General features: G+C 68.3%; 24 protein-coding genes and 2 riboswitches. Of the genes, 8 read left to right on the top strand and 16 right to left on the bottom strand.

The window, feature by feature from the left end:
- Nucleotides 1-12: 12 nt before the first annotated feature.
- Nucleotides 13-2,181, bottom strand: coding sequence for a methylmalonyl-CoA mutase (scpA, locus tag G539_RS0105850; RefSeq protein WP_029074376.1), 2,169 nt, complete (start codon nt 2,179-2,181; stop codon nt 13-15).
- Complete coding sequence (locus G539_RS23775) at nt 2,178-4,061, bottom strand: methylmalonyl-CoA mutase subunit beta (protein WP_051231133.1); 1,884 nt, start codon at nt 4,059-4,061, stop codon at nt 2,178-2,180. The genes scpA and G539_RS23775 overlap by 4 nt, the downstream gene beginning before the upstream one ends.
- Nucleotides 4,062-4,393: 332 nt before the next feature.
- On the opposite strand from G539_RS23775, the gene G539_RS0105840 reads away from it, so the two are divergent.
- Complete coding sequence (locus tag G539_RS0105840) at nt 4,394-4,963, top strand: BA14K family protein (RefSeq protein WP_029074375.1); 570 nt, start codon at nt 4,394-4,396, stop codon at nt 4,961-4,963.
- Nucleotides 4,964-5,078: 115 nt separating this feature from the next.
- Here G539_RS0105840 and dps read toward each other — a convergent pair whose 3' ends face one another.
- Nucleotides 5,079-5,558 carry a DNA starvation/stationary phase protection protein Dps gene (dps, locus tag G539_RS0105835; protein WP_029074374.1) on the bottom strand — a complete coding sequence of 160 codons (480 nt, stop codon included), beginning with the start codon at nt 5,556-5,558 and terminating at the stop codon, nt 5,079-5,081.
- A 220-nt stretch (nt 5,559-5,778) separates the two neighbouring features.
- Here dps and G539_RS0105830 point away from each other — a divergent pair, with 220 nt between their 5' ends.
- A complete protein-coding gene (locus G539_RS0105830) occupies nt 5,779-6,789 on the top strand; it encodes a zinc-binding alcohol dehydrogenase family protein (RefSeq protein ID WP_029074373.1) in 1,011 nt (336 codons plus the stop codon).
- Between the two features lie 105 nt (nt 6,790-6,894).
- On the top strand, nt 6,895-7,956 hold the full coding sequence (locus tag G539_RS0105825; protein WP_029074372.1) for an aldo/keto reductase: 1,062 nt from the start codon (nt 6,895-6,897) through the stop codon (nt 7,954-7,956).
- Nucleotides 7,957-8,028: 72 nt separating this feature from the next.
- On the opposite strand, the gene G539_RS0105820 is transcribed toward G539_RS0105825, so the two are convergent.
- The 4 genes from G539_RS0105820 to G539_RS0105805 all read right to left on the bottom strand — a co-directional run bounded on the left by G539_RS0105820 (nt 8,029) and on the right by G539_RS0105805 (nt 11,577).
- Nucleotides 8,029-8,664: an outer membrane protein gene (locus G539_RS0105820; RefSeq protein WP_029074371.1), complete on the bottom strand. Its 636-nt coding sequence runs from the start codon at nt 8,662-8,664 to the stop codon at nt 8,029-8,031.
- Nucleotides 8,665-8,844: 180 nt separating this feature from the next.
- A complete protein-coding gene (locus tag G539_RS0105815) occupies nt 8,845-10,110 on the bottom strand; it encodes a glycerate kinase type-2 family protein (RefSeq protein WP_029074370.1) in 1,266 nt (421 codons plus the stop codon).
- 41 nt (nt 10,111-10,151) lie between these two features.
- Complete coding sequence (locus G539_RS0105810; RefSeq protein WP_029074369.1) at nt 10,152-10,772, bottom strand: hypothetical protein; 621 nt, start codon at nt 10,770-10,772, stop codon at nt 10,152-10,154.
- Between the two features lie 19 nt (nt 10,773-10,791).
- Nucleotides 10,792-11,577, bottom strand: coding sequence for an SDR family oxidoreductase (locus tag G539_RS0105805; protein ID WP_029074368.1), 786 nt, complete (start codon nt 11,575-11,577; stop codon nt 10,792-10,794).
- Between the two features lie 214 nt (nt 11,578-11,791).
- Here G539_RS0105805 and G539_RS0105800 point away from each other — a divergent pair, with 214 nt between their 5' ends.
- Complete coding sequence (locus tag G539_RS0105800; RefSeq protein WP_029074367.1) at nt 11,792-12,586, top strand: 2-keto-4-pentenoate hydratase; 795 nt, start codon at nt 11,792-11,794, stop codon at nt 12,584-12,586.
- Nucleotides 12,587-12,810: 224 nt separating this feature from the next.
- On the opposite strand, the gene G539_RS0105790 is transcribed toward G539_RS0105800, so the two are convergent.
- Nucleotides 12,811-13,896, bottom strand: a complete 1,086-nt coding sequence (locus G539_RS0105790) for a 2'-deoxycytidine 5'-triphosphate deaminase (RefSeq protein ID WP_029074366.1) — start codon at nt 13,894-13,896, stop codon at nt 12,811-12,813.
- A gap of 108 nt (nt 13,897-14,004) precedes the next feature.
- A riboswitch (SAM riboswitch) is annotated at nt 14,005-14,085 on the top strand.
- 58 nt (nt 14,086-14,143) lie between these two features.
- On the opposite strand from G539_RS0105790, the gene G539_RS0105785 reads away from it, so the two are divergent.
- The gene (locus G539_RS0105785; RefSeq protein WP_029074365.1) at nt 14,144-15,340 is read left to right on the top strand and encodes an O-succinylhomoserine sulfhydrylase; all 1,197 of its coding nucleotides are present in this window, start codon (nt 14,144-14,146) and stop codon (nt 15,338-15,340) included.
- 250 nt (nt 15,341-15,590) lie between these two features.
- A complete protein-coding gene (hemA, locus tag G539_RS0105780; protein ID WP_029074364.1) occupies nt 15,591-16,874 on the top strand; it encodes a 5-aminolevulinate synthase in 1,284 nt (427 codons plus the stop codon).
- 92 nt (nt 16,875-16,966) lie between these two features.
- On the opposite strand, the gene G539_RS0105775 is transcribed toward hemA, so the two are convergent.
- The 3 genes from G539_RS0105775 to G539_RS0105765 form a co-directional block, all read right to left on the bottom strand.
- Nucleotides 16,967-17,725, bottom strand: a complete 759-nt coding sequence (locus G539_RS0105775) for an SDR family oxidoreductase (RefSeq protein ID WP_029074363.1) — start codon at nt 17,723-17,725, stop codon at nt 16,967-16,969.
- Between the two features lie 188 nt (nt 17,726-17,913).
- Entirely contained in the window at nt 17,914-18,858 is a 945-nt protein-coding gene (locus G539_RS0105770; RefSeq protein ID WP_029074362.1) for a homoserine O-succinyltransferase, read from the bottom strand.
- Between the two features lie 36 nt (nt 18,859-18,894).
- Nucleotides 18,895-19,002: riboswitch (SAM-I-IV-variant riboswitch) on the bottom strand.
- Nucleotides 19,003-19,049: 47 nt separating this feature from the next.
- Nucleotides 19,050-19,847 (bottom strand): phytanoyl-CoA dioxygenase family protein, encoded by a 798-nt coding sequence (locus G539_RS0105765; protein WP_029074361.1) that lies wholly within the window; start codon nt 19,845-19,847, stop codon nt 19,050-19,052.
- 137 nt (nt 19,848-19,984) lie between these two features.
- On the opposite strand from G539_RS0105765, the gene G539_RS0105760 reads away from it, so the two are divergent.
- Complete coding sequence (locus G539_RS0105760; protein WP_051231130.1) at nt 19,985-20,830, top strand: nucleotidyltransferase family protein; 846 nt, start codon at nt 19,985-19,987, stop codon at nt 20,828-20,830.
- A 66-nt stretch (nt 20,831-20,896) separates the two neighbouring features.
- Here the strand turns inward: G539_RS0105760 and G539_RS0105755 are convergent, their stop codons facing one another.
- Together G539_RS0105755 and mscL are read right to left on the bottom strand one after the other, a co-directional pair.
- Nucleotides 20,897-22,051 carry a pyridoxal phosphate-dependent aminotransferase gene (locus G539_RS0105755; RefSeq protein ID WP_210162799.1) on the bottom strand — a complete coding sequence of 385 codons (1,155 nt, stop codon included), beginning with the start codon at nt 22,049-22,051 and terminating at the stop codon, nt 20,897-20,899.
- A 150-nt stretch (nt 22,052-22,201) separates the two neighbouring features.
- Nucleotides 22,202-22,624, bottom strand: coding sequence for a large conductance mechanosensitive channel protein MscL (gene mscL / locus G539_RS0105750; protein ID WP_029074358.1), 423 nt, complete (start codon nt 22,622-22,624; stop codon nt 22,202-22,204).
- A 203-nt stretch (nt 22,625-22,827) separates the two neighbouring features.
- On the opposite strand from mscL, the gene apaG reads away from it, so the two are divergent.
- Nucleotides 22,828-23,220, top strand: coding sequence for a Co2+/Mg2+ efflux protein ApaG (apaG, locus tag G539_RS0105745; RefSeq protein ID WP_029074357.1), 393 nt, complete (start codon nt 22,828-22,830; stop codon nt 23,218-23,220).
- 30 nt (nt 23,221-23,250) lie between these two features.
- Here the strand turns inward: apaG and G539_RS0105740 are convergent, their stop codons facing one another.
- Genes G539_RS0105740 through G539_RS0105730 form a run of 3 tightly spaced genes read right to left on the bottom strand, consistent with a single transcriptional unit; the run spans nt 23,251 to nt 26,401 of the window.
- Entirely contained in the window at nt 23,251-24,231 is a 981-nt protein-coding gene (locus G539_RS0105740; RefSeq protein ID WP_029074356.1) for an Hsp33 family molecular chaperone, read from the bottom strand.
- Nucleotides 24,231-25,154: an ornithine carbamoyltransferase gene (argF, locus tag G539_RS0105735; protein ID WP_029074355.1), complete on the bottom strand. Its 924-nt coding sequence runs from the start codon at nt 25,152-25,154 to the stop codon at nt 24,231-24,233. The genes G539_RS0105740 and argF overlap by 1 nt, the downstream gene beginning before the upstream one ends.
- Nucleotides 25,155-25,171: 17 nt before the next feature.
- The gene (locus G539_RS0105730) at nt 25,172-26,401 is read right to left on the bottom strand and encodes an aspartate aminotransferase family protein (RefSeq protein WP_035830456.1); all 1,230 of its coding nucleotides are present in this window, start codon (nt 26,399-26,401) and stop codon (nt 25,172-25,174) included.
- Between the last annotated feature and the right edge of the window lie 138 nt (nt 26,402-26,539).

Here is a 26,539-nt window from a genome sequence, read left to right as displayed (position 1 = left end):
CTCCCCGCCGGCTCAGACATAGGCGGAGGGATGCTTCTGCGCGAAGCCGAGATGGCCGCGCAGCTTTTCCAGGAGATCCGCCGCCGCCTCGGTAACGGGCGTGCCCGGCGGAAAGATCGCGGCGGCGCCCGCCGCCATCAGCGCCTCGAAATCCTGCGGCGGAATCACGCCGCCGACGACGATCATGATGTCGGGACGGCCCTGCCGCGCCAGCTCGGCCTTCAGCTCCGGCACGAGCGTGAGATGGCCGGCCGCCAGCGACGAGACGCCGACGACATGCACCTGTTCCGCGATCGCGTGCGCCGCGACCTCCTCGGGCGTGGCGAAGAGCGGGCCAATGACGACCTCGAAGCCGATATCGGCGAAGGCGGTGGCGATCACCTTCTGGCCGCGGTCGTGCCCGTCCTGCCCCATCTTGGCGACGAGGATGCGTGGGCGCCGGCCCTCGTCATGGGTGAATTCCGAGACGAGGGTCGTCAGCCGCTCGATCGGCGCGCCGTCGTTGCCGCCAAAACCCTCGCGATAGACGCCGCTGTTGACCTTGATCTCGGCCTTGTGGCGCTGCCAGGCCCGCTCCAGCGCCGACGAGATCTCGCCCACCGTCGCCTTGGCGCGGGCGGCCTTCACCGCGAGCGCCAGCAGATTGCCCGTGCCCGAACGCGCCGCCACCGCGAGCGCTTCGAGGCTCGCCGCGACGGCTTCCCCGTCGCGCTCCGCCCGGAGCCGGGCGAGCTTCTCGATCTGCTGAGCCCGCACGGCGGAATTGTCGACCTTCAAGACGTCGATCGCCGGTTCGTCGGCGAGGCGGTACTTGTTGACGCCGACGACGGTCTGCTGGCCACTGTCGATGCGGGCCTGCGTCTTCGCCGCCGCTTCCTCGATGCGAAGCTTCGGGATTCCGGCCTCGATCGCCTTGGCCATGCCGCCGAGCTTCTCGACCTCGTCGATATGCGCCATGGCGCGGGCGGCGAGTTCGGCCGTCAGCGCCTCGACATAATAGGAGCCGCCCCAGGGATCGATGATCCGCGTCGTGCCGCTTTCCTGCTGCAGGAAGATCTGCGTGTTGCGGGCGATGCGGGCGGAGAAGTCGGTCGGCAGCGCCAGCGCCTCGTCGAGCGCGTTGGTGTGCAGCGACTGGGTATGGCCCTGCGTCGCCGCCATCGCCTCGACCGTCGTGCGGACGACGTTGTTGTAAACGTCCTGCGCCGCGAGCGACCAGCCGGAGGTCTGGCAATGCGTCCTGAGCGCCAGCGACTTCTCGTTCTTCGGCTGGAATTCCTTGACCAGCTTCGCCCAGATCAGGCGCGCGGCCCGCATCTTGGCGACTTCCATGAAGAAGTTCATGCCGATCGCCCAGAAAAAGGAAAGACGCGGCGCGAACTGGTCGATATCGAGACCCGCCTTCAACCCGGCGCGGATATATTCGACGCCGTCGGCCAGCGTATAGGCGAGCTCGAGATCCTGCGTCGCCCCCGCTTCCTGCATGTGATAGCCGGAGATCGAGATCGAGTTGAACTTCGGCATATGCTCGGAGGTATAGGCGAAGATGTCGGAGATGATCCGCATCGACGGCCCCGGCGGGTAGATATAGGTGTTGCGGACCATGAACTCCTTGAGGATGTCGTTCTGGATGGTCCCCGACAGCTTGTCCGGGCTGACGCCCTGCTCCTCGGCCGCGACGATATAAAGCGCCAGGATCGGCAGCACCGCGCCGTTCATCGTCATCGACACGCTCATCTTGTCGAGCGGGATGCCGGAGAACAGCGTGCGCATGTCGTAGATCGAGTCGATCGCCACGCCGGCCATGCCGACATCGCCGGCGACGCGCGGATGGTCGCTGTCATAGCCGCGATGGGTGGCGAGATCGAAGGCGACCGACAGGCCCTTCTGGCCAGCGGCGAGATTGCGCCGGTAGAAGGCGTTGGAATCCTCGGCCGTGGAGAAGCCCGCATATTGGCGGATCGTCCAGGGCTGGTTCACATACATGGTCGGATAGGGACCGCGCAGGAACGGCGCGACGCCCGGATAGCTGTCGACCGCCTCCAGATGGTCGCGATCCCCGGCGGCATAGAGCGGCTTGACCGCGATGCCCTCGGGTGTCGCCCAGTCGGGGCCAGCGGCCGGAAGCGCGATCGGCGCGTCGACAAAGCCGAGGGTCGAAAAATCGGGAATACGGGTCATTTCAGAGCCTCGTCGAGCCGGTCGAGAACCAGGCCCGGATAGTCCAGAGCGTCGCAGCCGACAAAGAGGAAGGCCTCGACGCCGGCATGGCGATAGGCCGTCTCGCGCTCGCCCGGCCTTCCGGCCAGCGCCACATGCGCGATGCCGGCGGCCTTGAGGCGGCGCGCGACCTCCTCCACCAGCGTCTCGCCCTCATAGGTCGCATGGCCCGTCTCGCGCTCATAGACCTCGTCGGACGAACAGAGGCAGACCGCATCGGCGCCCGACGCGACCGCCGCCGCCACCAGCGCGTCGACCGTCGAAAAACCGTCGTTCATCGGCGCGGCGATGCCGGACGCCTCGAACAGGTCCCTGGCGAAACCGGCGCGGGCGGAGAAGGCGGCGGGTGTGCCGAGATTGGCGAGGAAGACCGACGGTCCGCGCCCGCGCCGCGCGGCGATCGCCTCGGCGCGATCGCGCAGGCGCTCGAAAGGCTCCGCCGTGCGATGCGGCGCGAAAGGCGACACATCAGCGGCGCCAGCCGGCGCCGGCAGCGGCGCGAGGACGGCGACCGTCGCCTCGTCAAGATGCGGATAGGCGCTCGTGCCGGTGATCGGCAGCTTGCGGCGCCGCACGTCGCGCTCGCGTTTTTCCGCGACAGCCGCGATCTCGCCGGCGACGAGTCCACTTCCGAGCGCCGCGGCGATGCCGCCGGCCGCCTCGATGCGCTGGAACAGCGCCCAGGCCGCGGCGCAAAGCTCGTCGGTCAGCGCCTCGAAACCGCCGGCGCCGCCGGCCGGGTCGGCCACATGGCCGAGGCCGGATTCCTCGATCAGGATGATCTGCGTGTTGCGGGCGATGCGGCGCGCCGAGGCATCGGGAAGCCCCAGCGCCTGCGTGAACGGCAGCACCGTGACGCTGTCGGCGCCGCCGAGACCGGCGGAAAATGCTGCGGTCGTGCTGCGCAGCAAATTCACGTGCGGATCGCGGCGCGTCAGCATGCGGAAGCTCGTCTCCGCGTCGAGCCGGATCGGCATGGGCGCGAGGCCGCAGGCCGCCTCGACGCAGGCCCAGAGCCGGCGCAGCGCCCGGAACTTGGCGATGCCGAGGAATTCGTCGGCGTCCGCCGCGAGCAGGAAGGCGATCATGCGGCGGCCGCGCTCGGGCGCGATCCCGCGCGCCTCCAACCCGCGCAGATGGTCGACGCCGGCGGCGAGCGCAAGCGCCAGTTCCTGCGCTTCCGATGCGCCCGCCTCGTGCCAGACACGCCCGTCGACCCGCAGGAAGCGGCTCTTCGCCTCGGCGCCGAAGGCACTCGCCAGTTCGACCGCCGCATCCAGCAGAGCCGCGGTCGCGTCACCACCGGCGGGATCGAGCGCAAGCAACGCATGGGGATCGAGCCCCAGGTCCAAATCGAGCGCGTCAAGCGGCAGGTTCTGGCTCCTGGCGAGGTCGACCAGGGCTTGGGCCGCCTCGGGCGCAGCCCGGCCGGCCTCGAGCCGCAGCGCGACGAGATCGATCATCACGCCGTCCAGCGCGCGGGCTATCGCGGCCGCCCCCGCATCGGCCAGTCCGAAACCGCGCGCCGTTGGCGCATCGGCGAAGACCAGCACGAGGCCCGATGCGCCGTTCTCGAGATCCTCGAGCGCCTGGCGCCGCGCCGCTTCGGGATCGGCAAGATCGATGCGCTGCACGACGCGCCACGGACCGGAACCGGCACGCACGGGACGCGGATGCCCTCCGGCAGCCTTGGCATAGAGCGGCTCGATACGCAGGCCATCGGCCGAGCGCGAGACGAGCTTCGCCTCGAAATCGGCGCCCTTCAGCGCCTTCACCGCCAACTGGCGCCACTCGGGTTCGCTGGCTGGATGAAACGCCGCGCCCGCATGCGGTCTTGTCATCGGTTCGTCGTCCCTTCCCGTTCCATGGCGTGGCGTCGCCATCGAAGGCCGCCCGATCCGGCTCATGGATATGCCTCCTCGCGCCGGGGTTCAACGGGCCATGCGTCCCGGCCCTGCGGGCTGGCTCGACCCGGCCATGGCAGGGACGACGCCGGGCGGCCACCGCGCCGGGCCCCACCTGACGTCGACACCGGGACCGGCGGCCTGATCTCCGGGGCAACCACCAATCTCAGATTGCCAAACCGGGCCTTGGAACGAAAACGGTTCCCGTGACTTGATCCCAGGACCAGCAACCCTAAATGGCTGGACATTTTCAAAGGGAAGGGATCGCCTTGACCCGTATTCTCACCAAGCTATGCGGTAGCGTGCTCGCCGTCACCTTCCTGGCAGCGGCGCCTGCCCCGACGATGGCCCTGCCGCTCATCGTCCCCGACCTCGCCGCCAGCGCGAATTCGAACGTCATCGACGTCCGCCACGGCGGTTCGCACAAGGAGATCCGGCGCGGCAATCGTCCCCCCGGCCATGCCGGCAACCGGCCCGGCCATCGTCCGCCGAACTGGAACGGCGGCCATCGCCCGCCCAACTGGAATGGCGGTCACCGGCCCGGCTACCGTCCTCCGGGCTACCGTCCCGGATACTGGAACGGCTATCACGGCTACCAGTATGCCCGGCCGGGCTATCGCTATTATGATGGCTGGTGGTATCCGCTGGCCGCGTTCGGCGTCGGCGCCGCTGTCGGTTCCATGGTCACGCAGCCGTCCTACAACTACAACGGCTATGGCGGCTACAGCGCGGCCCATTACCAGTGGTGCGAGAACCGCTATCGTTCGTACCGGGCGTCCGACAACACGTTCCAGCCGAACAACGGCCCGCGCCGCCAGTGCACCTCGCCCTACGGCTAGGACGGCGCTCCCGAGCAATTGTCACAAGGCCCGCTCCGGCGGGCCTTGTCGTCTTCAGCCGTCCGCGGCGTGAGGCCCGCCGATGGCGAGCCTCGACCTGCCGGGCGACGCCCCCCTACTCGAGATGCGACTCGAGGAACCACAGCGCCTTGTCGAGGGTGCGCGAATAGGCCGTCAGGATGTCGGCCGTGTCGGCATCGCCGATGTCGTCGGCCTTGTCGATGCCCTTGCGCACCTCGTTGGCGACATAGGCGTAGCGCTCGATCAGTTCCGCCAGATGATCCTTGATCTTCGAGATCTCGGTCGGGTACGGCGCCAGCTTGGTGCCGGAGGCCACCGCCTGCGTCGTGCCGAGTGCGAAGCCGCCCAGCTGCACGGCCCGCTCCGCCACCGTGTCGGCATGGCCGTCGATATCGGTGCGGAAGGTGTCCAGCATCTCGTGAACGGCGATGAACTGCAGGCCCTTCAGGTTCCAGTGTGCCTGCTTGGTGACCAAGGCCAGATCGATGCTGTCGGCCAGAACCGCGTTGAGCAGCTCGATCGCAGCGGTCTTGGTGTTGGACTTGAGATCGATTGCAGTCTTCCGGGGCGGCATCGCCATCTCCTTTTTGTTGAAGCGACTGGTCAAGTATTCAACAACGCGTGCGGAACAACAAGGTTCGCGTCACGCGTGCGTACGCGCCGGAGAGGATTTCCCCCGCGTTTACAACCCCAACGCCCGAACCGGCATTTCGCTCCATCGCCATTTCACCGCTGGCAGATCCGCCGCGCCTGCGCTAGGACCGGCGCGCTGGGACGATGTCGATGAGGACCTCATGAAAACTGTGATCTGCGTGGAGCCGGGCAAGCTGGAATTCGTCGAGCGCCCCGAGCCGGACGCACCCGCCGCCGGCTTCGCCACCGTCGACATCAAGCATGTCGGCATCTGCGGCACCGACTATCACATCTTCGAGGGCAAGCACCCGTTCCTGGAATATCCGCGCATCATGGGCCATGAGCTGTCCGGCGTCGTGTCCGCGGTCGGCGAAGGCGTCGCGCTCACGGTCGGCACACCGGTCGTCATCAACCCCTACATCGCCTGCGGCCATTGCGTTGCCTGCCGCAAGAACAAGCCGAACTGCTGCACGGCGGTACGCGTGCTCGGCGTCCACACCGATGGCGGCATGGCCGAGAAGATCGTCATGCCGGCCGGCAACCTCTATCCGGCCGAAGGCCTGTCGCTGCGCGACGCCGCCATGGTCGAGTTCCTGGCGATCGGCGCCCATGCGGTGCGCCGCGCGCAGCCGGAAGGCGGCCGCGCGCTCGTCGTCGGCATCGGCCCGATCGGCCTCGGCGTCGCGATCTTCGCCCGCATCGCCGGCCTCGAGGTGACGCTGCTCGACGCCAGCGAGGAGCGCCTCGCCTTCGCGCGCGACACGCTCGGCTTCGAGAAGTCGGCGCTAACCGGGCCGGATGCGCAGAAGACGCTGATGGCAGAGACCGGCGGCGAGGGCTTCGACGTCGTGTTCGACGCCACCGGCAACGCCAAGGCGATCGAGGCCGGCTTCGCGCTGGTCGCGCATGGGGGCGCCTATGTGCTGGTGTCGATCGTCAAGGACAACATCTCGTTCTCGGACCCCGAGTTCCACAAGCGCGAGATGATGCTGATCGGCAGCCGCAACGCCACCAAGGTCGATTTCGACCATGTCGTCGCCTCGATCAAGGCCGGCAAGGTGCCGCTCGACGCGCTCGCCACCCACCGCACGACGCTCGATCAGCTCACCACCGACATGCCGGTCTGGAGCCATGACAAGCGCGGCCTGATCAAGGCCATCATCGAGGTCTGATTTCCCCTCCCCTCCGTCGATTGCCGCTTTGACAGCGCTGTCCGAATGCAGGACGGTGCTGTCAAAGTTCAGCGGGCAACACCGCGGCGATCACGGGAGCGGACAATGGAATATCGGCAACTCGGCAATTCCGGCCTGAAGGTATCGGTGCTCACCATGGGCACGATGACCTTCGGCATGAAGGGCGGCTTCTCGAAGGTCGGCGACATCACCGAGGTCAAGGACGCGCAGCGCCAGATCGACATGGTGATCGACGCCGGCGTCAACCTGCTCGACACCGCCAACGCCTATTCGGGCGGCACCTGCGAGGAGATCATCGGCGACGCGCTCGGCGGCAAGCGCAAGGGCGGCGTGCTGATCGCCACCAAGGCGCGCTTCCCGATGGGCGACGGCCCGAACGATCGCGGCCTGTCGCGCTACCACCTGATCCGCGAATGCGAGGCCAGCCTCAAGCGCCTGAAGACCGATGTCATCGACCTCTACCAGGTGCACCAGTGGGACGGCCAGACGCCGCTGGAAGAGACGCTGGAAGCGCTCGACACGCTCGTCCGGCAGGGCAAGGTCCGCTATATCGGCTGCTCCAACTTCTCCGGCTGGCACCTCATGAAGGCGATGGAGATCGCCCGCCGCGATCATCGCGTTCCCTTCGTGTCGCAGCAGATCCACTACACGCTGCAGGCGCGCGAGGCCGAGCAGGAGCTGGTGCCGATCTCGCTCGATCAGGGGCTCGGCATCCTGATCTGGAGCCCGATCGCCGGCGGCCTGCTCTCCGGCAAGCATCGCCGCGACAAGGAGACGCCACAGGACAGCCGCCTCGCCAAGGGCTGGACCGAACCGCCGATCCATGACTGGAACCGCCTCTGGGACATCGTCGACGAGCTCGTCGCGATCGCCGGCGCGCGCGGGGTGTCCGGAGCGCAGGTGGCGCTTGCCTGGCTGCTCGGCCGGCCGGGCGTGACCTCCGCCATCATCGGCGGCCGCACTGACGCGCAGTTCCAGGACAATCTCGCCGCCGCCGAGCTCAAGCTCTCCGAGGAAGAGCGCGCCCGCCTCGACAAGGTCAGCCAGCAGCCGCTGAACTACCCCTACTGGCACCAGGCGGCGACGGCCAAGGACCGCCTCGGCCCGGCCGACCTCGCCTTCCTGCAGCCCTATATCGCGGACTGAACGCGGGCACGAGAAACGCAAAAGGCCCGGCATGACCGGGCCTTTTCTTTTCCATCGGCGGAGGCTTGAACCCTAGAACTTGTAGTTCAGGCCCGCCTTGACCGCGTTGGAGGTGACGCCGACGTCGGTCTGGGCGGGCGTGCCCTCGAGCATCGTCTTGCTGCCGAGATCGACATAGTCATATTCAAGGCGGCCGGTCAGGTTGGGCGTGAAGCCATATTCGACGCCGGCGCCGGCGGTCCAGCCGACGGCCCACTTGCTGTCGGAGCCGAAGCCCGCCTGCTTGGCCTCGACATCGCCATAGGCGACGCCGCCCTTGCCGTAGAACAGCCACTTGTCATAGGTGAAGCCGATGCGGGCCGTCGTCGAACCGAGCCAGTTCAGGTCGATCGCGGCGTCCCCGACATTGTCGCTGAGGCCGCTATAGGCGATGTCCGTCTCGAAGCCGACGAGCCAGGGATCGCTGACCTGGTAGTTGTAGCCGACCTGCGCGCCGAACAGGCCGCCGGTCACGCTGTCGAGGAAATCCGCGTCCTTGGTGCCGCTACCCCAACCGAAGCCGCCATGCACGCCGGCGTAGAAGCCGTTCCAGTCGAAGCCCGAAGGCTCCGCCGGCGCGGGGATCGGTTCGTTGACGGCGATATCGGCAGCCGTCGCCGCGCCGGACACCGCCAGCCACGCCACGCCTGCAAGAAGAAATCGCTTCATCCCGTACCTCTCGAACCCGCACGCATACGCATGGAGCCCACCAGCAAGGCCACCATAGCGCCAAAACAAGGCGCGATCACGACCCAGATCGGTACGGATGCGGCATCCGTCAAGGCAACGGGCGGCCGCGCTCCGAATCGAGGCGGCCGCTGCGGCAAGTCGGCAACAGTCGTTCCGGCTTCACCGCACCAGGATCGCGCGGAAATCGTTGACGTTGGTCAACGTCGGGCCGGTGACGACGAGCCGGTCCAGCGCCTGGAAGAAGCTGTAGCCGTCATTGTCGGCGAGGCGCGCGACCGGGTCGAGCCCCTGTGCCTTCGCCGCCGCGAGGATGCCGGCGTCGATCCAGGCGCCGGCATTGTCCTCCGAGCCGTCGATGCCGTCCGTGTCGCAGGCGATCGCGGCGATGCCCTTCTCGCCGCCGAGCGCCACGGCGAGCGCCAGCAGGAATTCGGCGTTACGGCCGCCCCGGCCCTTGCCACGGACGGTGACCGTGGTCTCGCCGCCCGACAGGATCACGCAGGGCTTCGTCGCCGGCTCGTCATGCGCCGCCGCATAGGTGCCGATCGCCGCCAGCACGCGCGCCACGTCGCGCGCCTCGCCCTCCAGCGCGTCGCCCAGCACCAGCGGCGTCAGCCCGATGGCGCGCGCCTTTTCTGCCGCCGCATCGAGCGCCATCTTCGGCGTCGCCAGCATCTCGACCGCGCCGCCCGCGCCGGCCTCGACCGCGTTGGCGCGGATCGCCTGCTCGATGCGCGGCTCCACGGCGATGCCGTATTCGGCGAGGATCGCCAGCGCGCCCTCGGGATCCGATGCCTCGGGAATGGTGGGGCCCGAGCCGATCGCGCCGGGATCGTCGCCCGGCACGTCCGAGATCAGGAAGGTCACCATGCGGGCCGGGGCAGCGGCCGCGGCGAGGCGGCCGCCCTTGATGGCGGAGAGCGCCTTGCGGACGCGGTTCATGGCGCCGATCGGCGCGCCGCTCTTCAGGAGCGCGCGGTTCAGCGCCTGCTTGTCCTCGAGCGTCAGGCCCGGCGCCGGCAGCGCCAGCAGCGACGAGGCGCCGCCCGACATCAGGAAGACGACGAGATCGTCCGGCCCTGCCGATCCAGCGATGTCGAGGATGCGCTGGGCGGCATCCATGCCGGCGGCGTCGGGCACCGGATGCGACGCCTCGACCACCTCGACGAAGCGGGTCGGCGTGCCATGGCCATAGCGCGTGACGGCGAGGCCCTCCGGCGGCGGGTTGCCGGCGGCCTCCCAGGCATCCTCGAACGCGCGCACCATGCGGGCTGCGCCCTTGCCGGCGCCGAGCACGATCGTGCGTCCCTTCGGCGGCTCGGGCAGCAGCCCGTCGAAACGGCCGTCCGGCAGCGCGGCGGCGAGCGCGGCGTCGAAGAGCGCGCGAAGGATGTCTTCATCGGGCGAATGGATGTCGAGCGTCATGTCCCCTGCCTGTCAGACTGTGCGGGCCGGAGCCCCCGCGATCAGCGCCCCTCCGGCACGGCCTCGATCCGCAGCGATCCGAGAAGCGCCTCGAACAGAGGCCGGGCCTCGTCGAGCGCCGCAGCGGTGGTCGCACAGGAAAGGCTGATTCGATAGGCCGGCGTCTCGGCGATCGCGATGTACTGCCGGATGCCGTCGTGGTCCGGTCCGAAGCTCGGCGTCGTCACCGCCGCCACGCCGCGCAGACCGCCACCGAAATCGACCGCGCCGATGGCGTCGACGCGGCCCAGCATGCCGAGGGTCAGGCGCATCGACTCGAGCGTCTCCTCGACCATGTCCGACGACGACAGCGTCGCCTGGTCCAGGGCCTGCACCTCGTCCGGCTGTCTCTTCAGCCCGACGCCGCACAGGCTCTTCGACGTGCCGGCGCGCGGCAACATCGTGCTGTCGACCTGGACGACGAAATCATGCCCGCGATGGCCGCGCCGCTTGCCGAGGACGAGCGATGGCGGCACCGTGAAGGCGAGCCCGGTTTCGGCATCGCGGAAATCCGCCGAAGCAGGCGCCGACCCGGCGCCCGCCTCTCCCGCCTGCGCGCCGGAGGCGAGCAGCGCCGTCGCAACGACGGCGGCGCCCCGGATCCGGCGAAGCGGAAGCCTCATGCGGGAAGCCACCCGCCCCTCAGTCGCGCACGCCGACGACATAGTCCTGGATCTGGTCGACGATCGAGCCCGTCATCGGGATCGCGACGTCGCTCATCAGGAAGATGGCGAGGCGGGCGACGTCGTCCGGCTTGATCAGCCGGCCCCACGGCATCGAGGCTTCGGCGGCCGCGAGCCAGCTCTCGCCCTTGCCGAGCTTCACGGCCTGCATCTCGCGCTCGCCCGGCGTGTCGGCCCAGCCGAGATTGATGCCGTTGACGCTGATGCGGTCGAAGCGGTGCGAATGAGCTGCATTCTTGGTCAGGATAGACAGCGCCGCCTTGGACGAGGCGTAGACGCCGAGCTCGGGCGTGCCGCCATAGGCGTTGACCGAGAGGACGTTGACGATCGAGCCCGGCGCGCCGCGCTCGCGCAGGTGGCGGATCACGCCCTGCATCAAGAACATCGGCGTGCGCACATTGATCGCGAAGACATGGTCGAAGAAGTCGATGTCGGCGTCGGCGATCGAGCCGCGATCGGTATTGGCGGCGGCGTTGACCAGGCCGTCGACGCGGTCGAAGCGATCGAGCGTCGCGTCGATGACGATGTCGGCCGCGTCGGAATCGGCGAGGTCGACCGAGACGAAGCCGGCCTCGACGCCGAGCGCCTCCAGTTCGGCCGAGACGGCGGCGCCACGCTCCGGATTGCGCCCGACCAGCATGACGCCCTCGGCGCCCGAGCGGGCCGCCTCCAGCGCCACCGCGCGCCCGATGCCCTGTGTGCCGCCCGTCACCAGAAGAATCCTGCCGTCTACCCGCGCTTCCATCGTCCCCGTTCCTGCTTCATTCGCTGTTCATCAGCCGAATTGGTTGTATGGGCTTGTCCCGGACGGAACGGCGCGGCACGCTGGGCCGGCACGGAACGGGACACGAGCCGCGCGCGATCCTAGCCGGGCTGGTCGCAAGCGTGCAACTCGCGCGCGATCCGCCCGCGCCTGCCCTTGCCTTGCCCTCGCCCCTTCCTGCCCGCCGGATCCGGAAATGCCCACGAAGATCGAAGACGCCGCCGCCCTGATCGCCGACGCGCGCCTCGCCCGCACCCCGTTGGCGCTCCTTCCCGATGCGCTCCGCCCCGCCGATGAAGCGACGGCCTATGCCGTGCAGGCCCGTGTGCACGAGCGGCTGGCAGAAGACCGCTACGGGCGCCGCATTGGCTGGAAGATCGGCTGCACCACGCCGGTGATGCAGACCTATCTCGGCATTCCGAACCCCTGCGGCGCCGGCCTGTTCGAGGGCACGACGCACCGCTCCGGCGCGACCGTTTCGGCCGCCGGTTTCATTCAGCTCGGCATCGAATGCGAGATCGCCGTCCGCCTCGGCCGCGACCTGGAGCCGGGCGCCGCGCCCTTCCGCGCCGAGGACATGGCCGGAGCGGTCGAGAGCGTCATGGCGGCGATCGAGCTGGTCGACGACCGCTATGCCGACTGGCGCAAGACCGACACGCCGACGCTGATCGCCGACGATTTCTTCGCCGCCGGCTCGGTACTGGGCGCGCCGCATTCGCTCGACGACGTCCCGGATCTCGCGACGCTCACTGGCGTGACGCGGATCAATGGCGCCGAGGTCGCGCGCGGCCGCGGCGCCGACGTGCTCGGCCATCCGTTCAACGCCCTCGCCTGGCTCGCCAACAGCCTGGCCGGGCGGGGTTCCCGCCTCAGGGCCGGCGAGATCGTGCTGACCGGCAGCCTGGTCGAGACGCGCTGGCTGAAGCCCGGCGACGCCGTCGAGATCGAGATCACGGGGCTTGGTTCAGTGACGATGACTGTTTCGGAGTAGGCGCCGGCAATGCTGGCCCTTCCTTCACCTCACCCGGATCTGCAGCACACCGTCCTTCAACATCCTGAGGAGGCTTTCGCAGAAAGCCGTCTCGAAGGACGCACCGCCCAAGGGCGGGAGATCGCCTGCCCGGCGGCCCTGCGTGCTTCGAGACGGCCCTTCGGGCCTCCTCAGCATGTTGGGAGCCGTGTTGTCGATCGCGAGCGGGCTACCGCGGCAGGTCCCTACCGAAAATGCTTCGAAAGCTTCAGGCCCTGCGCCTGGTAGTTGGAGCCGAGGCCGCTGCCATAGAGAACCGATGGCCGCTCGGCCATCTTCTCGTAGACGAGCCGGCCGACCGTCTGGCCATGCTCGAGGATGAACGGCACCTCGTGGCTGCGCACCTCCAGCACCGCGCGGCTGCCGGCGCCGCCGGCGGCCTGGTGGCCGAAACCCGGATCGAAGAAGCCGGCATAGTGGACGCGGAACTCGCCGACCAGCGGATCGAAGGCGACCATCTCGGCGGCGTAGTCCGGCGGCACATGCACCGCCTCGCGCGAGACGAGGATGTAGAACTGGTCCGGGTCGAGGATCAGCTCCGCCTTGCCGCGCACCGGGATCGGCTCCCAGTAGTCGAGCACGTCGCAGGCGGCGCGCTTGTCGACGTCGATGACGCCGGTGTGCCGCTTGGCGCGATAGCCGATGATGCCGTCGGAGCCCTCGAGGTCGATCGAGAGCAGCAGGCCGGACGAGGCGTGGAACGCGCCGTCGACCAGCGGCTCGCGCGCATGAAGCGCGGCGAGCGCCGCGTCGTTCAGGCGCGTGTCGCCGCGGCGGAAGCGGATCTGCGACAGGCGCGAGCCGGCGCGCGCGACGATCGGGAAGGTACGCGGGGAAACTTCCAGATAGAGCGGACCCTCATAGCCGGCCGGAATGGTGTCGAAGGACTGCGCCCGGTCGGTGATGACGCGGGTGAAGATGTCGAGCCGGCCGGTCGAGGATTTCGGATTGGCCGAGGCCTGCACGTCGGCCGGCAGCGCCAGGCTCTCCTGCAGCGGCACGATGTAGACGCAGCCGGTCTCGAGCACCGAGCCGTGCGTCAGGTCGATCTCGTGCAGCGTGAGCTCGGCGAGGCGGTCCTTCACCAGCACGTTCGGGCCGGGCAGGAAGCTGGCGCGCACGCGGTAGGCGACGCTGCCGAGGCGGAGGTCAAGGCTCGCCGGCTGGACCTGGTCGACGTCGAGCGGCCGCTCGATCCGGATCGCGCCGGCAGCGAGGCTCGCCCGGATCTGTTCGGCCGAGAGAATTCCGATTGCTGCTTCGCTTGACATGCCCGCTCCGTAACTCATGCCACTGCATAGGCGAGCCGGACTGATGCGGCAAGCCGCGCGTTCTCCGAACTCTTCGTTGACGCCAAGCCGCCGGAGGCATATCAAAAAAACATACACCGTGGTCAATTTGAGCCGACCGGCTTGCCGCCACGTTAAACAACGTCGCTAAAAGGTCGGTTGCCGGCGATCCGACATCCGATTTTTGGCCCGACCTCGCGTCGGGTTTTTCGTATCGGGATCTGAACGAATGTCCGAAGACAAGGCCAAGCCCCCCCGCCGCCCCGCCACCGAGCTCGTGCATGGCGGAACCCTCCGCTCGCAGTTCGGCGAGATTTCCGAGGCGATGTTCCTGACCCAGGGCTTCGCCTATGACACCGCCGAGGCGGCGGAAGCCCGCTTCAAGGGCGAGGATCCCGGCTTCATCTATTCGCGCTTCTCCAACCCGACGACCTTCATGTTCGAGGAGCGCATGCGCCTGCTGGAAGGCGCCGCCGCCGCGCGCTCGACCGCCAGCGGCATGGCCGCCGTCACCGCCGCGCTGATGTGCATGCTGAAGGCGGGCGATCACGTCGTCGCCGCCAAGGCTCTGTTCTCGTCCTGTCTCTATGTCGTCGAGGACCTGCTGCCGCGTTACGGCGTGCAGTCGACGCTGGTCGACGGCACCGACCTGAACCAGTGGCGCGATGCCGTTCGCCCCAACACCAAGGCCTTCTTCCTGGAGAGCCCGACCAATCCGACGCTCGAGGTGATCGACATCGCCGAGGTCGCCAAGATCGCGCATGAGGCCGGCGCGCTGCTGATCGTCGACAACGTCTTCGCGACGCCGATCTGGCAGCAGCCGATCAAGCTCGGCGCCGACGTCGTCGTCTATTCCGGCACCAAGCACATCGACGGCCAGGGCCGGGTGCTCGGCGGCATCATCCTCGCCGCCGACGAGGCCTATGTGAACGACCACCTGCACAACTTCCTGCGCCAGACCGGCCCGACGCTGTCGGCCTTCAACGCCTGGGTGCTGCTGAAGGGGTTGGAGACGCTGGACATTCGCGTCCGCCGCCAGACCGAGAGCGCGGCGAAGGTCGCCGATGCGATGGCCAAGCACCCGAAGGTCGCGAAGCTGATCTATCCCGGCCGCGCCGACCACCCGCAGGCCGATGTCGTCAAGAAGCAGATGGGCGCCGGCTCGACGCTGATCGCCTTCGAGGTCGAGGGCGGCAAGGAAGCGGCGTTCCGCGTCGCCAGCGCCACCGAGGTCGTGACGATCTCCAACAATCTCGGCGACGCGAAGAGCCTGATCACCCATCCCTCGACGACGACTCACCAGCGCCTGAGCGAGGAAGCCCGGCTCGGCTTCGGCATCACGCCGGGCATGCTGCGCCTCTCGATCGGCCTCGAGGACGTCGACGACCTGATCGAGGACCTGACGCAGGCGCTCGACAAGGCCTGACGGCCGCGACGCCACAGACGCCGCTGGATCCGCCGGAACGGGACGTTCCGGCGGTTTCGCGCTGCCGCCGCGCGCCGGTCCGGCGGCCCCTGCGACAGCATAGGCTGGAGATGCGCTAAATTGCGCAATGGCGATCGCGTGGTTGTCGTGATTACTGACGCAACATTGATTTGCCGCAAAGCCAAACACCGTTGGACTCACTAGGTTTCCTCGGCTAGTTTGGAACCCATCCAAGAAGCGGGCGCTGCTGATGGACTATCAATCGTTTTTCGTGGACGCGATCGCCGCTCTCCATTCGGAGAAGCGTTATCGCGTTTTCGCCGACCTCGAACGCATCGTCGGGCGCTTCCCGCACGCGATCTGGCGTTCCGAGCGCGGCGCCCGCGAAATCACCGTCTGGTGCTCGAACGATTACCTCGGCATGGGCCAGCATCCGGACGTCGTCCGCGCCATGGTTGAGACGGCGCAGGGCCTCGGCACCGGCGCCGGCGGCACCCGCAACATCTCCGGCAACAATCATCCGCTGGTCGAGCTCGAGGCCGAACTCGCCGACCTGCACGGCAAGGAAGCCGGCCTCGTCTTCTCGTCGGGCTTTGTCTCCAACGACGCGTCGCTGTCGACGCTCGGCAAGCTTCTGCCCGACTGCCTGATCCTGTCGGACGAGCTGAACCACGCCTCGATGATCGAGGGCATCCGCCGCTCCGGCGCGCAGAAGCGCATCTTCCGCCACAACGACCTCGAGCATCTCGAGCAGCTGCTGAAGGAAGCCGCCCCCGGCCGCGCCAAGCTGATCGCCTTCGAGAGCGTCTATTCGATGGACGGCGACGTCGCCCCCATCGCCGGCATCTGCGATCTCGCCGAGAAATACGGCGCGATGACCTATATCGACGAAGTGCATGCGGTCGGCATGTATGGCCCGCGCGGCGCCGGCATCGCCGAGCGCGAGGGCCTGATGCACCGCATCGACATCATCGAGGGCACCCTCGCCAAGGCGTTCGGCACCTTCGGCGGCTACATCACCGGCAGCCGCGCCGTGATCGACGCCGTGCGCTCCTATGCGCCGGGCTTCATCTTCACGACGGCGCTGCCGCCGTCGATCGCCGCCGCGACCACCGCGTCGATCCGCCACCTCAAGACCTCGCAGATCGAGCGCGACCTGCAGCAGCATCACGCGCAGCGCACGAAGGAAGTGCTGATCGCCGCCGGCCTGCCGGTGATGCCGTCCGAGACGCATATCGTGCCGCTCTTCGTCGGCAATCCGGACCTCTGCAAGAAGGCCTCGGACATGCTGCTCGAGGAGCACGGCATCTACATCCAGCCGATCAACTACCCGACCGTGCCGCGCGGCACCGAGCGGCTGCGCATCACGCCGACGCCCTGCCACGACGAGACGCTGATCCTGGCGCTGCGCGACGCGCTGATCGACGTCTGGCAGCGCCTGTGGCTGCCGATGGGCCGCACCGCCCCCGCCAATACCCGCGTCGCGGTCGGCGGCGCCACCGGCTTCGAGCTGTTCCCGCCGGCCGGCGGCTGAATGACCGTTCTTCCGAATTCGAAAGGCCCGCCGGTCGTCCCGGCGGGCCTTTTGCTTTCGGGATCGTGAATGCCGGTTCTCCTGGATACCGGTCAGACCAGCCGGACGGATATCCCGCCATCCGCGATCATCGGGCTTCCCGTCATGAAACTCGACCGATCGGACAGCAGGAACAACGCCGCCTGGGCGATTTCCCTGGCTTCCGCCATCCGCTTCATCGGATGCAGTTTCGCGATGAACTCCATGACGTCCGGCTTCAGTTCGCCGCCGACGGGCGTGACCGTTCCGCCGGGCAGGAGCGCGTTGACGCGAATGCCTTCCGCAGCATGATCGGACGCCAGCGACTGCGACAGGCCGATCAGTCCGGCCTTGGACGCGGCATAAGCCCCCATTCCCGGCAGGCCGCCATTGCTGAAGCCCACGAAGGATGAGGTGAAGACGATCGAGCCGCCGCCCCGCTCCCGCATCGCAGGGATCTGCGCCCTCGCGGCGAGGAAGGCGGCCGTCAGGTTGACGGAGAGGACATCGTTCCAGGTGCCGAGTTCCATGTCGGCGACCGGCCCCATCTCGCCGACGATGCCGGCATTGTTGAACGCGGCATCCAGACCGCCGAATGCCTGCGTGGCGAGATCGACCAGGGCGCCGGCATAGCCCTCGTCCCGCACGTCGCCGGCCAGGTATACGGCCCTGCCGATGCCGCGGTTGATCGTCGCCGCAAGGGCTTCGAGCTCCGCCGACCGGCGCGCGCCGAGAACCACGTTGCCGCCCTCGGCCGCGAACAGCAGCGCCGCCGCCCTGCCGATGCCGCTGCTCGCGCCGGTGATGATGATCGACTTGTTTTCGAGCTCCATGACGTCCTGTTCCTGCTTCCCATGGTGTCCGGCCGCTCGGGGCCGGCTCCAGGGCACGGTGTCAGGCCCGCCGGCATCGTGCGATCCGCTTCCTGCGCTCGAATTCGCCGCGCGGCAGCGGCGCATAAAAAAACCCTCCCCCGCGCGTGCGGGAGAGGGTTTGCCCGGGGCGGCCCAAGGACCGTGCTTCAGGCGGCGACGTCCTCGGTCGTGCGGCCGATCTGGTCGATGTCGAACGGCACCGTCTGGTAGATCTCGTTGATCCAGTTGCCGAACAGCAGATGCGCGCTGCCGCGCCAGCTGTTGACCGGCGGCTGCTCCGGATCGTCGTTGCGGAAATAATCGACCGGCAGCGGCACGCCGAGGCCGGCATTGACGTCGCGGAAATACTCGTCGCCCAGCGACTGGCTGTCATATTCGAGATGGTTGAAGATGTTCAGCGCGCGATGGCGCGTGTCATCGAGCAAGCACAGCCCCGTCTCGGGGCTCTCGGCCAGCACGATGATGCCGCTGTCGGCCGGAATCTCTTCCTTGCGCACCTCGGACCAGCGCGACACCGGCACGGCGAACTCGTCGGCGAAGCCGCGCAGATAGGGCGACGGCGCGCTCGCCGCCGGCACCTGGTGGCGATAGATGCCGAACGCCTTGGCCGGCAGGTCGTATTTCTGCATGCCGTGGAAATGATGCACCGCCGCCTGCGCCGCCCAGCAGATATTGAGGCCGCGATGGACGTGCGTCTGGGTCCAGTCGAAGATGCGCTGCAGCTCGCCCCAGTAGGTGACCTGCTCGAACGGCATGCGCTCAACCGGCGCGCCGGTGATGATGAAGCCGTCGAAGCGCTCGTTCTTCACCTCCTCCCACGGACGATAGAAGGAGAGCATGTGCTCGGCCGGCGTGTTGCGCGGCGCATGGTCGGTGATCTGGACCAGCGACAGCTCGATCTGCAGCGGCGTCGCGCCGAGCAGGCGCGCGATCTGCGTCTCGGTCGTGATCTTGTTCGGCATCAGGTTGAGAAGGCCGATCTTCAGCGGACGGATGTCCTGCCGCACGGCATCCGCCGCGCGCATGACCACGACGCCTTCCGCTTCGAGCTTGCGGCGCGCAGGCAGGTCGTCAGGGATCTTGATCGGCATTTCGCATCAGCCTTCTTCCTGGAGGCCGACGCGTGACTGGGTCCGTATGATTGCCGGATCGGCCACATCCTCCCTTGCGGGAGTGCCACCTTGCCCGGAAAGGCAGGTTGGCGTCGGGCGTCGGCCCAACTCTTGATGTAAGCGGAAGCTCTAGCCGAGCAAGGGGCGCTTGGCAAGCACGAAGCGGGACGCTAGGCACCCGCTTCGAGTGCCAGGCGAATGGCGCGCTCGACCGGCGAGGCGGCGCCGTCCGCGCGCCACGGATCGAGCGGTCCGCGCGGCAGCAGGGGCGGCTGGGCCATGAAGCGGGGCACATGGCCGCGATGTGGCTGTGCCGCGTGGGCCAGGAGCGGATGGCAGAGATAGACGGTTCCCGCCGGACCAGTCGCCAGCGTCTCTCCCCGCCCCTCCGTGACGGCGAGCCTCCCGGCGAGCTCCATGAAGTCGAGACCCGCCTCGCCTTCCGGCGCCAGGACGCGGGCGACGTCGCGATGCGAGCCGACGCGGATGCGTGTCGGCGCATCGGCTTCGCTCACATCCGAGAACAGGAAGAGCATCAGCAGGGCCCGCCCTTTCGACTGCGCATTGATGCACCAGGCGAGATAGTTGACGGGATCGCTGCCGGGGAAGCTCGCGTCGACGTGCCAGCCGGCATCGCCCGGATCCTGTTCGCTCGGGAAGCGGATCGGAAAGCTGCCGAGCGTCCTGCGCGGGAGCCACCGGCCTTCGCCCACGAGTTGGTCGAACGCCGCGCGCAGGCGGGGCGCGTTGGCCGCCTCGGCAAAAGGCGGCGCGCCATATTCGCCGAGCCGCACCACCGGTCGCGTCCAGCTCGACGGATCACCCGGATTGCAGCCGGTATCGCGCCAGAGGATGGCCCTCGCGGCCAGCGCCGTCTCCGACGGGAAGGCCGCATCGAGGCGCACGAAGCCGTTGGCGACGAAGCCTTCGATCTCCGCATCGGTCAGGACTGGGGACGCATCGGTCATGGCAAGAAGTCTGCGGGCCGGTCGTTGGCGCGTCAACCCGGGGGCTGATTGCACAATTCCGGCCGGCTGCTAGGCTCGCCGGCGCCCCCTGGTGCCCGCGCACCCCTGGGCCGCAGCCGAGACGGAGTGCCTGCCGCATGACCGATCGAACGCCCGCGCCGGAAACCGCGACCACCGCCATTCGTGTCATCGCCGATGCGCTCGTGGCGGAGCCGCGCATCCGCGCGCTGGCGCTCAGCGGCAGCTATGGCGCCGGCCTCGAGGACGCCTATAGCGATCTCGACTTCCTCGTCGTCGCCGACGACGGCGCGACGGATACCGTCGTGGCACTTTGGCGCGGCGCGGTGGCAGCGGTCGGCGAAATCGTCCTGTGGCGCGACCGGCAGGTCAAGCCGAGCCTCGTCAACGCCATCACGGCGGAGTGGCTCCGGATCGACGCCGACTTCGCGACCCCGCCGGAAATCACCCGGCGGACGCGCGACGGGCTCAAGATCCTCTTCGACCACGACCTGCTCTTCGGCGCGTTGCCGGAAGCCGCCGCAAAGCCGGGGCCGAGCCCGGAGCGCCTGCTCTGGCAGATCGAGGAGTTCCTCCGCATCCTTGGCCTGCTGCCGCTGGCGATGGGGCGGGCCGAATACTTCAACTCGGTCACCGGCCTGCTGCACCTGCGAACGCTGATCGTCGATCTCCTGGTCGAGGAAACGGCCGCGCCGCATCGCGGCGGCGCGCTGCATCTGAACCGGCTGATCACGGCCGAGCAGAAGCAGGCGCTCGCCGCCCTGCCCCCGCTGGTGGCCGAGCGCGACGCGCTCATCGCCGCGTATCTCGCCTATGCGGCGCTCTACCTGCCGCGGGCGCGGCGGATGGCGGCACGCCTCGGCGTCGATTGGCCCGAGCGGTTCGAGCGCGCGACCTGGGCGCATCTGCGCGCCACCCTCGGCATCGAGCCGCCGCCAGCGACGCGCGAGCCTAAGGCGCCATGAGAAAAGGCCCGCCGACGGATCGACGGGCCTCTGCATGTCCAAGGGACGGCGGGGGTCAGCCTGCGCCTATCTCGCCAGCCAATCGGCCAGGCGCCGCGTCGCTTCGCGGATCTGGTCGAGATCGCGCAAATAGCAAAGCCGCATGAAGCCGTCGCCGCCGGCGCCGAAAGCCCCGCCCGGCGCCAGGCCGACACCGGCCTCGTCGACGAGGCGCAAGGCCAGCGCCCGGGTGTCGGGCTCGCCGTCGACGGCGAAGAAGGCGTAGAAGGCGCCGGCCGGCCGGACCAGTCGCACCCGGCCTGTGCGCTCGAGGCCGGAACAGACGATCTCGCGGGCCTCAGTCGCCCGCTTGCGCTGAAAGTCGATGAAGGCGTCGCCCTGCTCCAGCGCCGCGACGGCGCCGCGCTGCAGGAATTTCGGCGTGCCCGAGCTCGAATACTGGACGAGGTTCTCGATCACCTGGCCGAGCGCCGGCGGCGCCGCGATCCAGCCGACCCGCCAGCCGGTCATCGCCCAGTTCTTCGACATGGTGTTGACGAAGAGGATGCGGTCGTCGGCTTCCATGATGTCGTAGAAGGACGGCGCGCGATTCCCCTCGTAGAAGAACCGCGTATAGACCTCGTCCGACACGATCCAGAGACCGCGCGCCCGCGCGAAGTCGAGGATCGCCTGAAGCTCCTCGCGCGTCGCCGTCCAGCCGGTCGGGTTGCAGGGCGAATTGAGGAACAGCGCCTTGGTGCGCGGCGTCACCGCGTCGAAATAGCGGTCGAGGTCGAGCGTCCAGCCGGCATTGCCATAGGTGAGCGGCACCTCGACGACCGTGGCTCCACCCACCTCGGCGGCGGCGGCGAAGTTCGGCCAGGCCGGCGTCGGCACGACGACCTCGTCGCCCTGCCCGGCGACCATGCGCAGCGCGATCTGGATCGCCGGCATGCCGCCCGACGTGACGAAGAAGCGATCGACGTCGAACGGGCGGCCATAGACGCGGGCGTGATAGTCGGCCAGCGCCTGGCGCAGCTCCGGAATGCCGCGCTGGTGCGTGTAGAAGGTCTCGCCGGCCGAGAGGGCCGCCTGCGCCGCCTCGCTGATGAAGGCGGGCGTCGGCAGGTCGCCCTCGCCGACCCAGAGCGGGATCAGGCCGGCGCGGTCGCGGCCGTAGTTGAAGACCTCGACGATGCCGCTCTCCGGCGCCTCGCTCGCTTCCGGACGCAGTGTCTTCAGTACGGGATGGAGTGTCACGCGTTGTTCCAAATGGCTGATGGCGCGGGCCCCACGCCGCAGCGCCATGGGATGATCGTGCCGTCTAGCACGCAACCAAGACAAAACGGCGGCCAGAGGCCGCCGTCTCGTCGCGTCGAATGGCGCGGAGGATCAACCGGCCTTCTGCTTGGCCAGCAGGTCGCGGATGTCGCGCAGCAGCGCCACGTCCTCGGGCGTCGCCGGCGGCGGCGCCGGCTCGGCCGCCTTCTCGCGCTTCATCCGGTTCATGCCCTTGACGATCAGGAACAGGATCCAGGCGACGATGATGAAATTGATGAGCAGCGTCAGGAAGTTGCCATAGGCGACGGTGGCGCCGGCCTTGCGCGCCGCGTCAAGCGTGGTCTGCTTCTCGCCGGCGAGCTGGATGAACTTGTTGGTGTAGTCGATGCCGCCGGTGATCACACCGATGATCGGCATGATGATGTCGTTGACGATCGAATTGACGAGGCCGCTGAAGGCGGCGCCGATGATGATACCGATGGCCAGATCGACCACGTTGCCCTTGAGAGCAAACTCCTTGAATTCCTTCAGCATGCACGTCTTCCTTTTGCCCAGCTCGCTGTGCTAGCTCGATTCACCACGCGCGGAACTATAGCGCAGGCTCCGGACGCGTGAAACGTGTACGGCTGCCGTATCAATACTGGCGAAAGCGAAACGCACAGGGCTGCGGCGCCGGGCGCGATTGACGCGCCGGCTCGGCCGGGGGTAAGAGCCACGGACCATTGCCGAGAAAGACCATGTACCGCAGCGTCACGCGATCGATCCAGGTGACCGTGCAGCCCCGTTTCGTCGAGGATGATTCCGCGCCGAGCGAGGGTCGCTATGTCTGGGCCTACACGATCGAGATCCTGAATCTCGGGCTCGAGAACGTCCGCCTGCGGTCGCGCTGCTGGAAGATCACCGATGGTCGCGGCCGCACCGAGGAAGTGCGCGGCATCGGCGTGGTCGGCAAGGAGCCCTCGCTGAAGCCGGGGGAAAGCTTCGAATACACGAGCGGCTGCCCGCTCTCGACGCCGTCCGGCATCATGGTCGGCACCTACCAGATGCAGACCGACGACGGCGAGATGTTCTCCGTCGACATTCCCGCCTTCTCGCTCGACATCCCGAACGCCGCCCGCGTCCTGCACTGAGCCGGACGCGGGGCGATCAGGGCACCGACATCAGCCCAGGAATTCCTGCGGCTCGAAGCTGTATTTGGCGCTGCAGAATTCGCAGGTGACGGAAATCTCGCCGTCCTCGATGCTGTCGGTGATCTCCTCGGCGGAGAAGCCGCGCAGCACGCCCTCGATGCGATCGCGCGAGCAGGAGCACTGATCGCGCACGGCCGACGGCTCGAACACACGCACGCCGCGCTCGTGGAACAGGCGGTAGAGCAGCCGTTCGACCGGCACCTCGGGGTCGATCAGCTCGTGGTCCTGCACCGTCTGGACCAGCGAGGTCGCCTCGGCCCAGGCGTCGTTCTCCGCTTCCGCCAGATGGCCGCCGGGCACGTCGCCGGCGGGCAGGTCCCGGTGCTTGGCGCCCGACTGGGGCAGGAACTGCACCAGCATGCCGCCGGCGCGCCAGCTATGCGCCGGGCCGCCATCCTCGCGCGTCATCATCTCGGCTACCGCCAGGCGGACGATGGTCGGGATCTGCTCGGACTGGGCGAAATAGGCGTGCGCCACGTCCTCGAGGCTGGCGCCGTCGAGCTTGACGATGCCCTGGTAGCGGCTGGTATGGGCGCCCTGGTCGATGGTCATGGCGAGGATGCCGTTGCCGAGCAGCAGCTCGGGCTTCAGCGTGCCCTCCTCCTGCATCGCCGCCACCCGCTCCTTGTCGAAACGGGCATAGGCGCGGATGTCGCCCGGCGTGCGAAAATCGACGACCAGCATGTCGACGGGACCGTCGGTCTGCGTCTGCAGCAGGAACTGGCCCTGGAACTTCAGCGACGAGCCGAGAAGCACGGCCAGCACGACCGCCTCGCCGAGCAGCTTGGAGACCGGCAGCGGATAGTCGTGACGGGCGAGAAGGGCCGACAGCGCCGGCCCCATCTGGATGGCGCGGCCGCGCACGTCGAGCCCCTCGACGGCGAAGGGCAGCACGGCGTCATCGCCGGCCACGCTGATCGCGCCGGCGTCCGTGGGTTGAGCCTGTTCCATCAAAGAGCCTCCGGACCGCCCAGGCACCAGGCCAGGATGCCCTTCTGCGCGTGCAGCCGGTTCTCGGCCTCGTCGAAGACGACCGATTGCGGACCGTCCATCACCTCGGCCGTCACCTCCTCGCCGCGATGGGCGGGCAGGCAGTGCATGAACAGCGCGTCCGGCTTGGCGCGCGCCATCAGGCGGGCATTGACCTGATAGGGCTTCAACAGATTGTGCCGCCGCTCGGCCTCGCTGTCACCCATCGACACCCAAGTGTCGGTGACGATGCAGTCGGCATCGGCCGCCGCCTCGTGCGCGTCCTCGCCGACGATCACCTCCCCGCCATTGGTGCGCGCCCAGTCGAGCAGGCTGTGCGCCGGAGCGAACTCCTCCGGCGTCGCGATCTTCATCCGGAACCCGAAGCGGGCGGAGGCATGCACCCACGAGGCCATGACGTTGTTGCTGTCGCCGACCCAGGCGACGGTCTTGCCGGTGATCGGGCCGCGATGCTCCTCATAGGTCAGGATGTCGGCCATGACCTGGCAGGGATGCGAACGACGCGTCAGACCGTTGATGACCGGCACAGTCGCGTTCTGCGCCAGCTCGATCAGCGAGTCATGGTCGAGGATGCGGATCATGATGCCGTCGACGTAGCGCGACATGACGCGCGCCGTGTCGGCGATGGTCTCGCCACGGCCGAGCTGCATCTCGGCCCCGGTCAGCATCAGCGTCTGGCCGCCCAGCTCGCGCATGCCGACATCGAAGGAGACGCGGGTACGCGTCGAGGGCTGCTCGAACACGAGCGCCAGCACCTTGCCGGCGAGCGGACCGACGCCATCAAGGGCGCCGGCGCGCGACGCCTTGATGCGCTTGGCGCCGTCCATGATGAGCCGCAGCGTGGCGGAGTCGAAATCCGTCAGGTCGAGAAAATGCCGAACCATGATGAAATCCTCGCCCCTTACGCCGGCTGCTGCGCCGTGGCGGCGCCGGCTTCGAGAGCGGTAAAGGCAGCCTCGAGCTTGTCGATCGCCGCGTCGACCTCGGCCTTGCCGATGTTGAGCGGCGGCAGCAGGCGCAGGACGTTGTCGCCTGCACCGGCAGCCAGCATGTGCTGGTCGCGCAGCGCCGCCACCACGTCGGCGACCGGCTTCACGGCATGCAGGCCGACCAGCAGCCCCTCGCCGCGGATGTCGTCGATGACGTCCGGATGGCTGTCCCTGAGCGCGCCGAGGCGCTGCGACAGATAGCGTGCCGTCTCGCGCACATGCTCCAGGAAGCCGTCCGCCAGCACGGCGTCGAGCACGGCGTTGCCGACCGCCATGGCGAGCGGATTGCCGCCGAAGGTGGTGCCGTGCGTGCCGGGGGTCATGCCTGCGGCGGCCGCCTCGGTGGCGAGGCAGGCGCCGAGCGGGAAGCCGCCGCCGAGACCCTTGGCCGCGGTCAGGATGTCCGGGGCGATGCCGGTCCACTCATAGGCGAACAGCTTGCCCGTGCGGCCGATGCCGGTCTGGACTTCGTCCATGATCAGCAGCATGCCGGTGGCGTCGCAAAGCGCCCGGAGCTCGCGCAGGAAGGCGTTCGGGAAGGCGCGCACGCCGCCCTCGCCCTGGATCGGCTCGATCATGATCGCGGCGGTCTCGGGCGTCACCGCCGCCTTGACCAGCTCGATGTCGCCGAACGGCACCTGGTCGAAGCCCTCGGCCTTCGGACCGAAGCCGTCGAGATATTTCTGCTGGCCGCCGGCGGCGAGCGTCGCGAGCGTACGGCCGTGGAAGGCGCCTTCCACGGTCAGGATGCGGAAGCGCTCGGGCTGGCCGTTGACATAGTGGTAGCGCCGCGCCGTCTTGATCGCGGCCTCGTTGGCCTCGGCGCCGGAGTTCGCGAAGAACACCCGGTCGGCGAAGGTGTTGGCGACGAGCGTGTCGGCAAGCCGCTCCTGGCCCGGAATGCGGAACAGGTTGGAAGTGTGCCAGAGCTTGCCGGCCTGTTCGGTCAGCGCCTGCACGAGCACCGGATTGGCGTGTCCGAGGGTATTCACGGCGATGCCGGCCGAGAAGTCGAGATAAGCGTCCCCGCCTCGCGTGAAGACCCAGGCCCCTTCACCTCGCTCGAACTCGAGCGGCGCGCGCGCAAAGGTGTTGTACAGGCTGGTCGAGGTCTTCGTTGCGTTGCTATCGGGGGCGTTCATGTCCCCTCCTTGAATAAAACCACGGAAACGGGTGCCAAAAATCAAAAGTGCCGCCGAGGCCGAAGCGCAGGCAGCACCTTTTTGCGTTGCCCTTATATCACGGTCGTGACGATTTGTGTCAATCGAAACGGGGACGAC

This window comes from Kaistia adipata DSM 17808 (assembly GCF_000423225.1).
GTDB classification, from domain to species: Bacteria; Pseudomonadota; Alphaproteobacteria; order Rhizobiales; family Kaistiaceae; genus Kaistia; species Kaistia adipata.
Note: the sequence above shows the minus strand (reverse complement) of the source record. Positions and strands in the feature narration are given on the sequence as shown.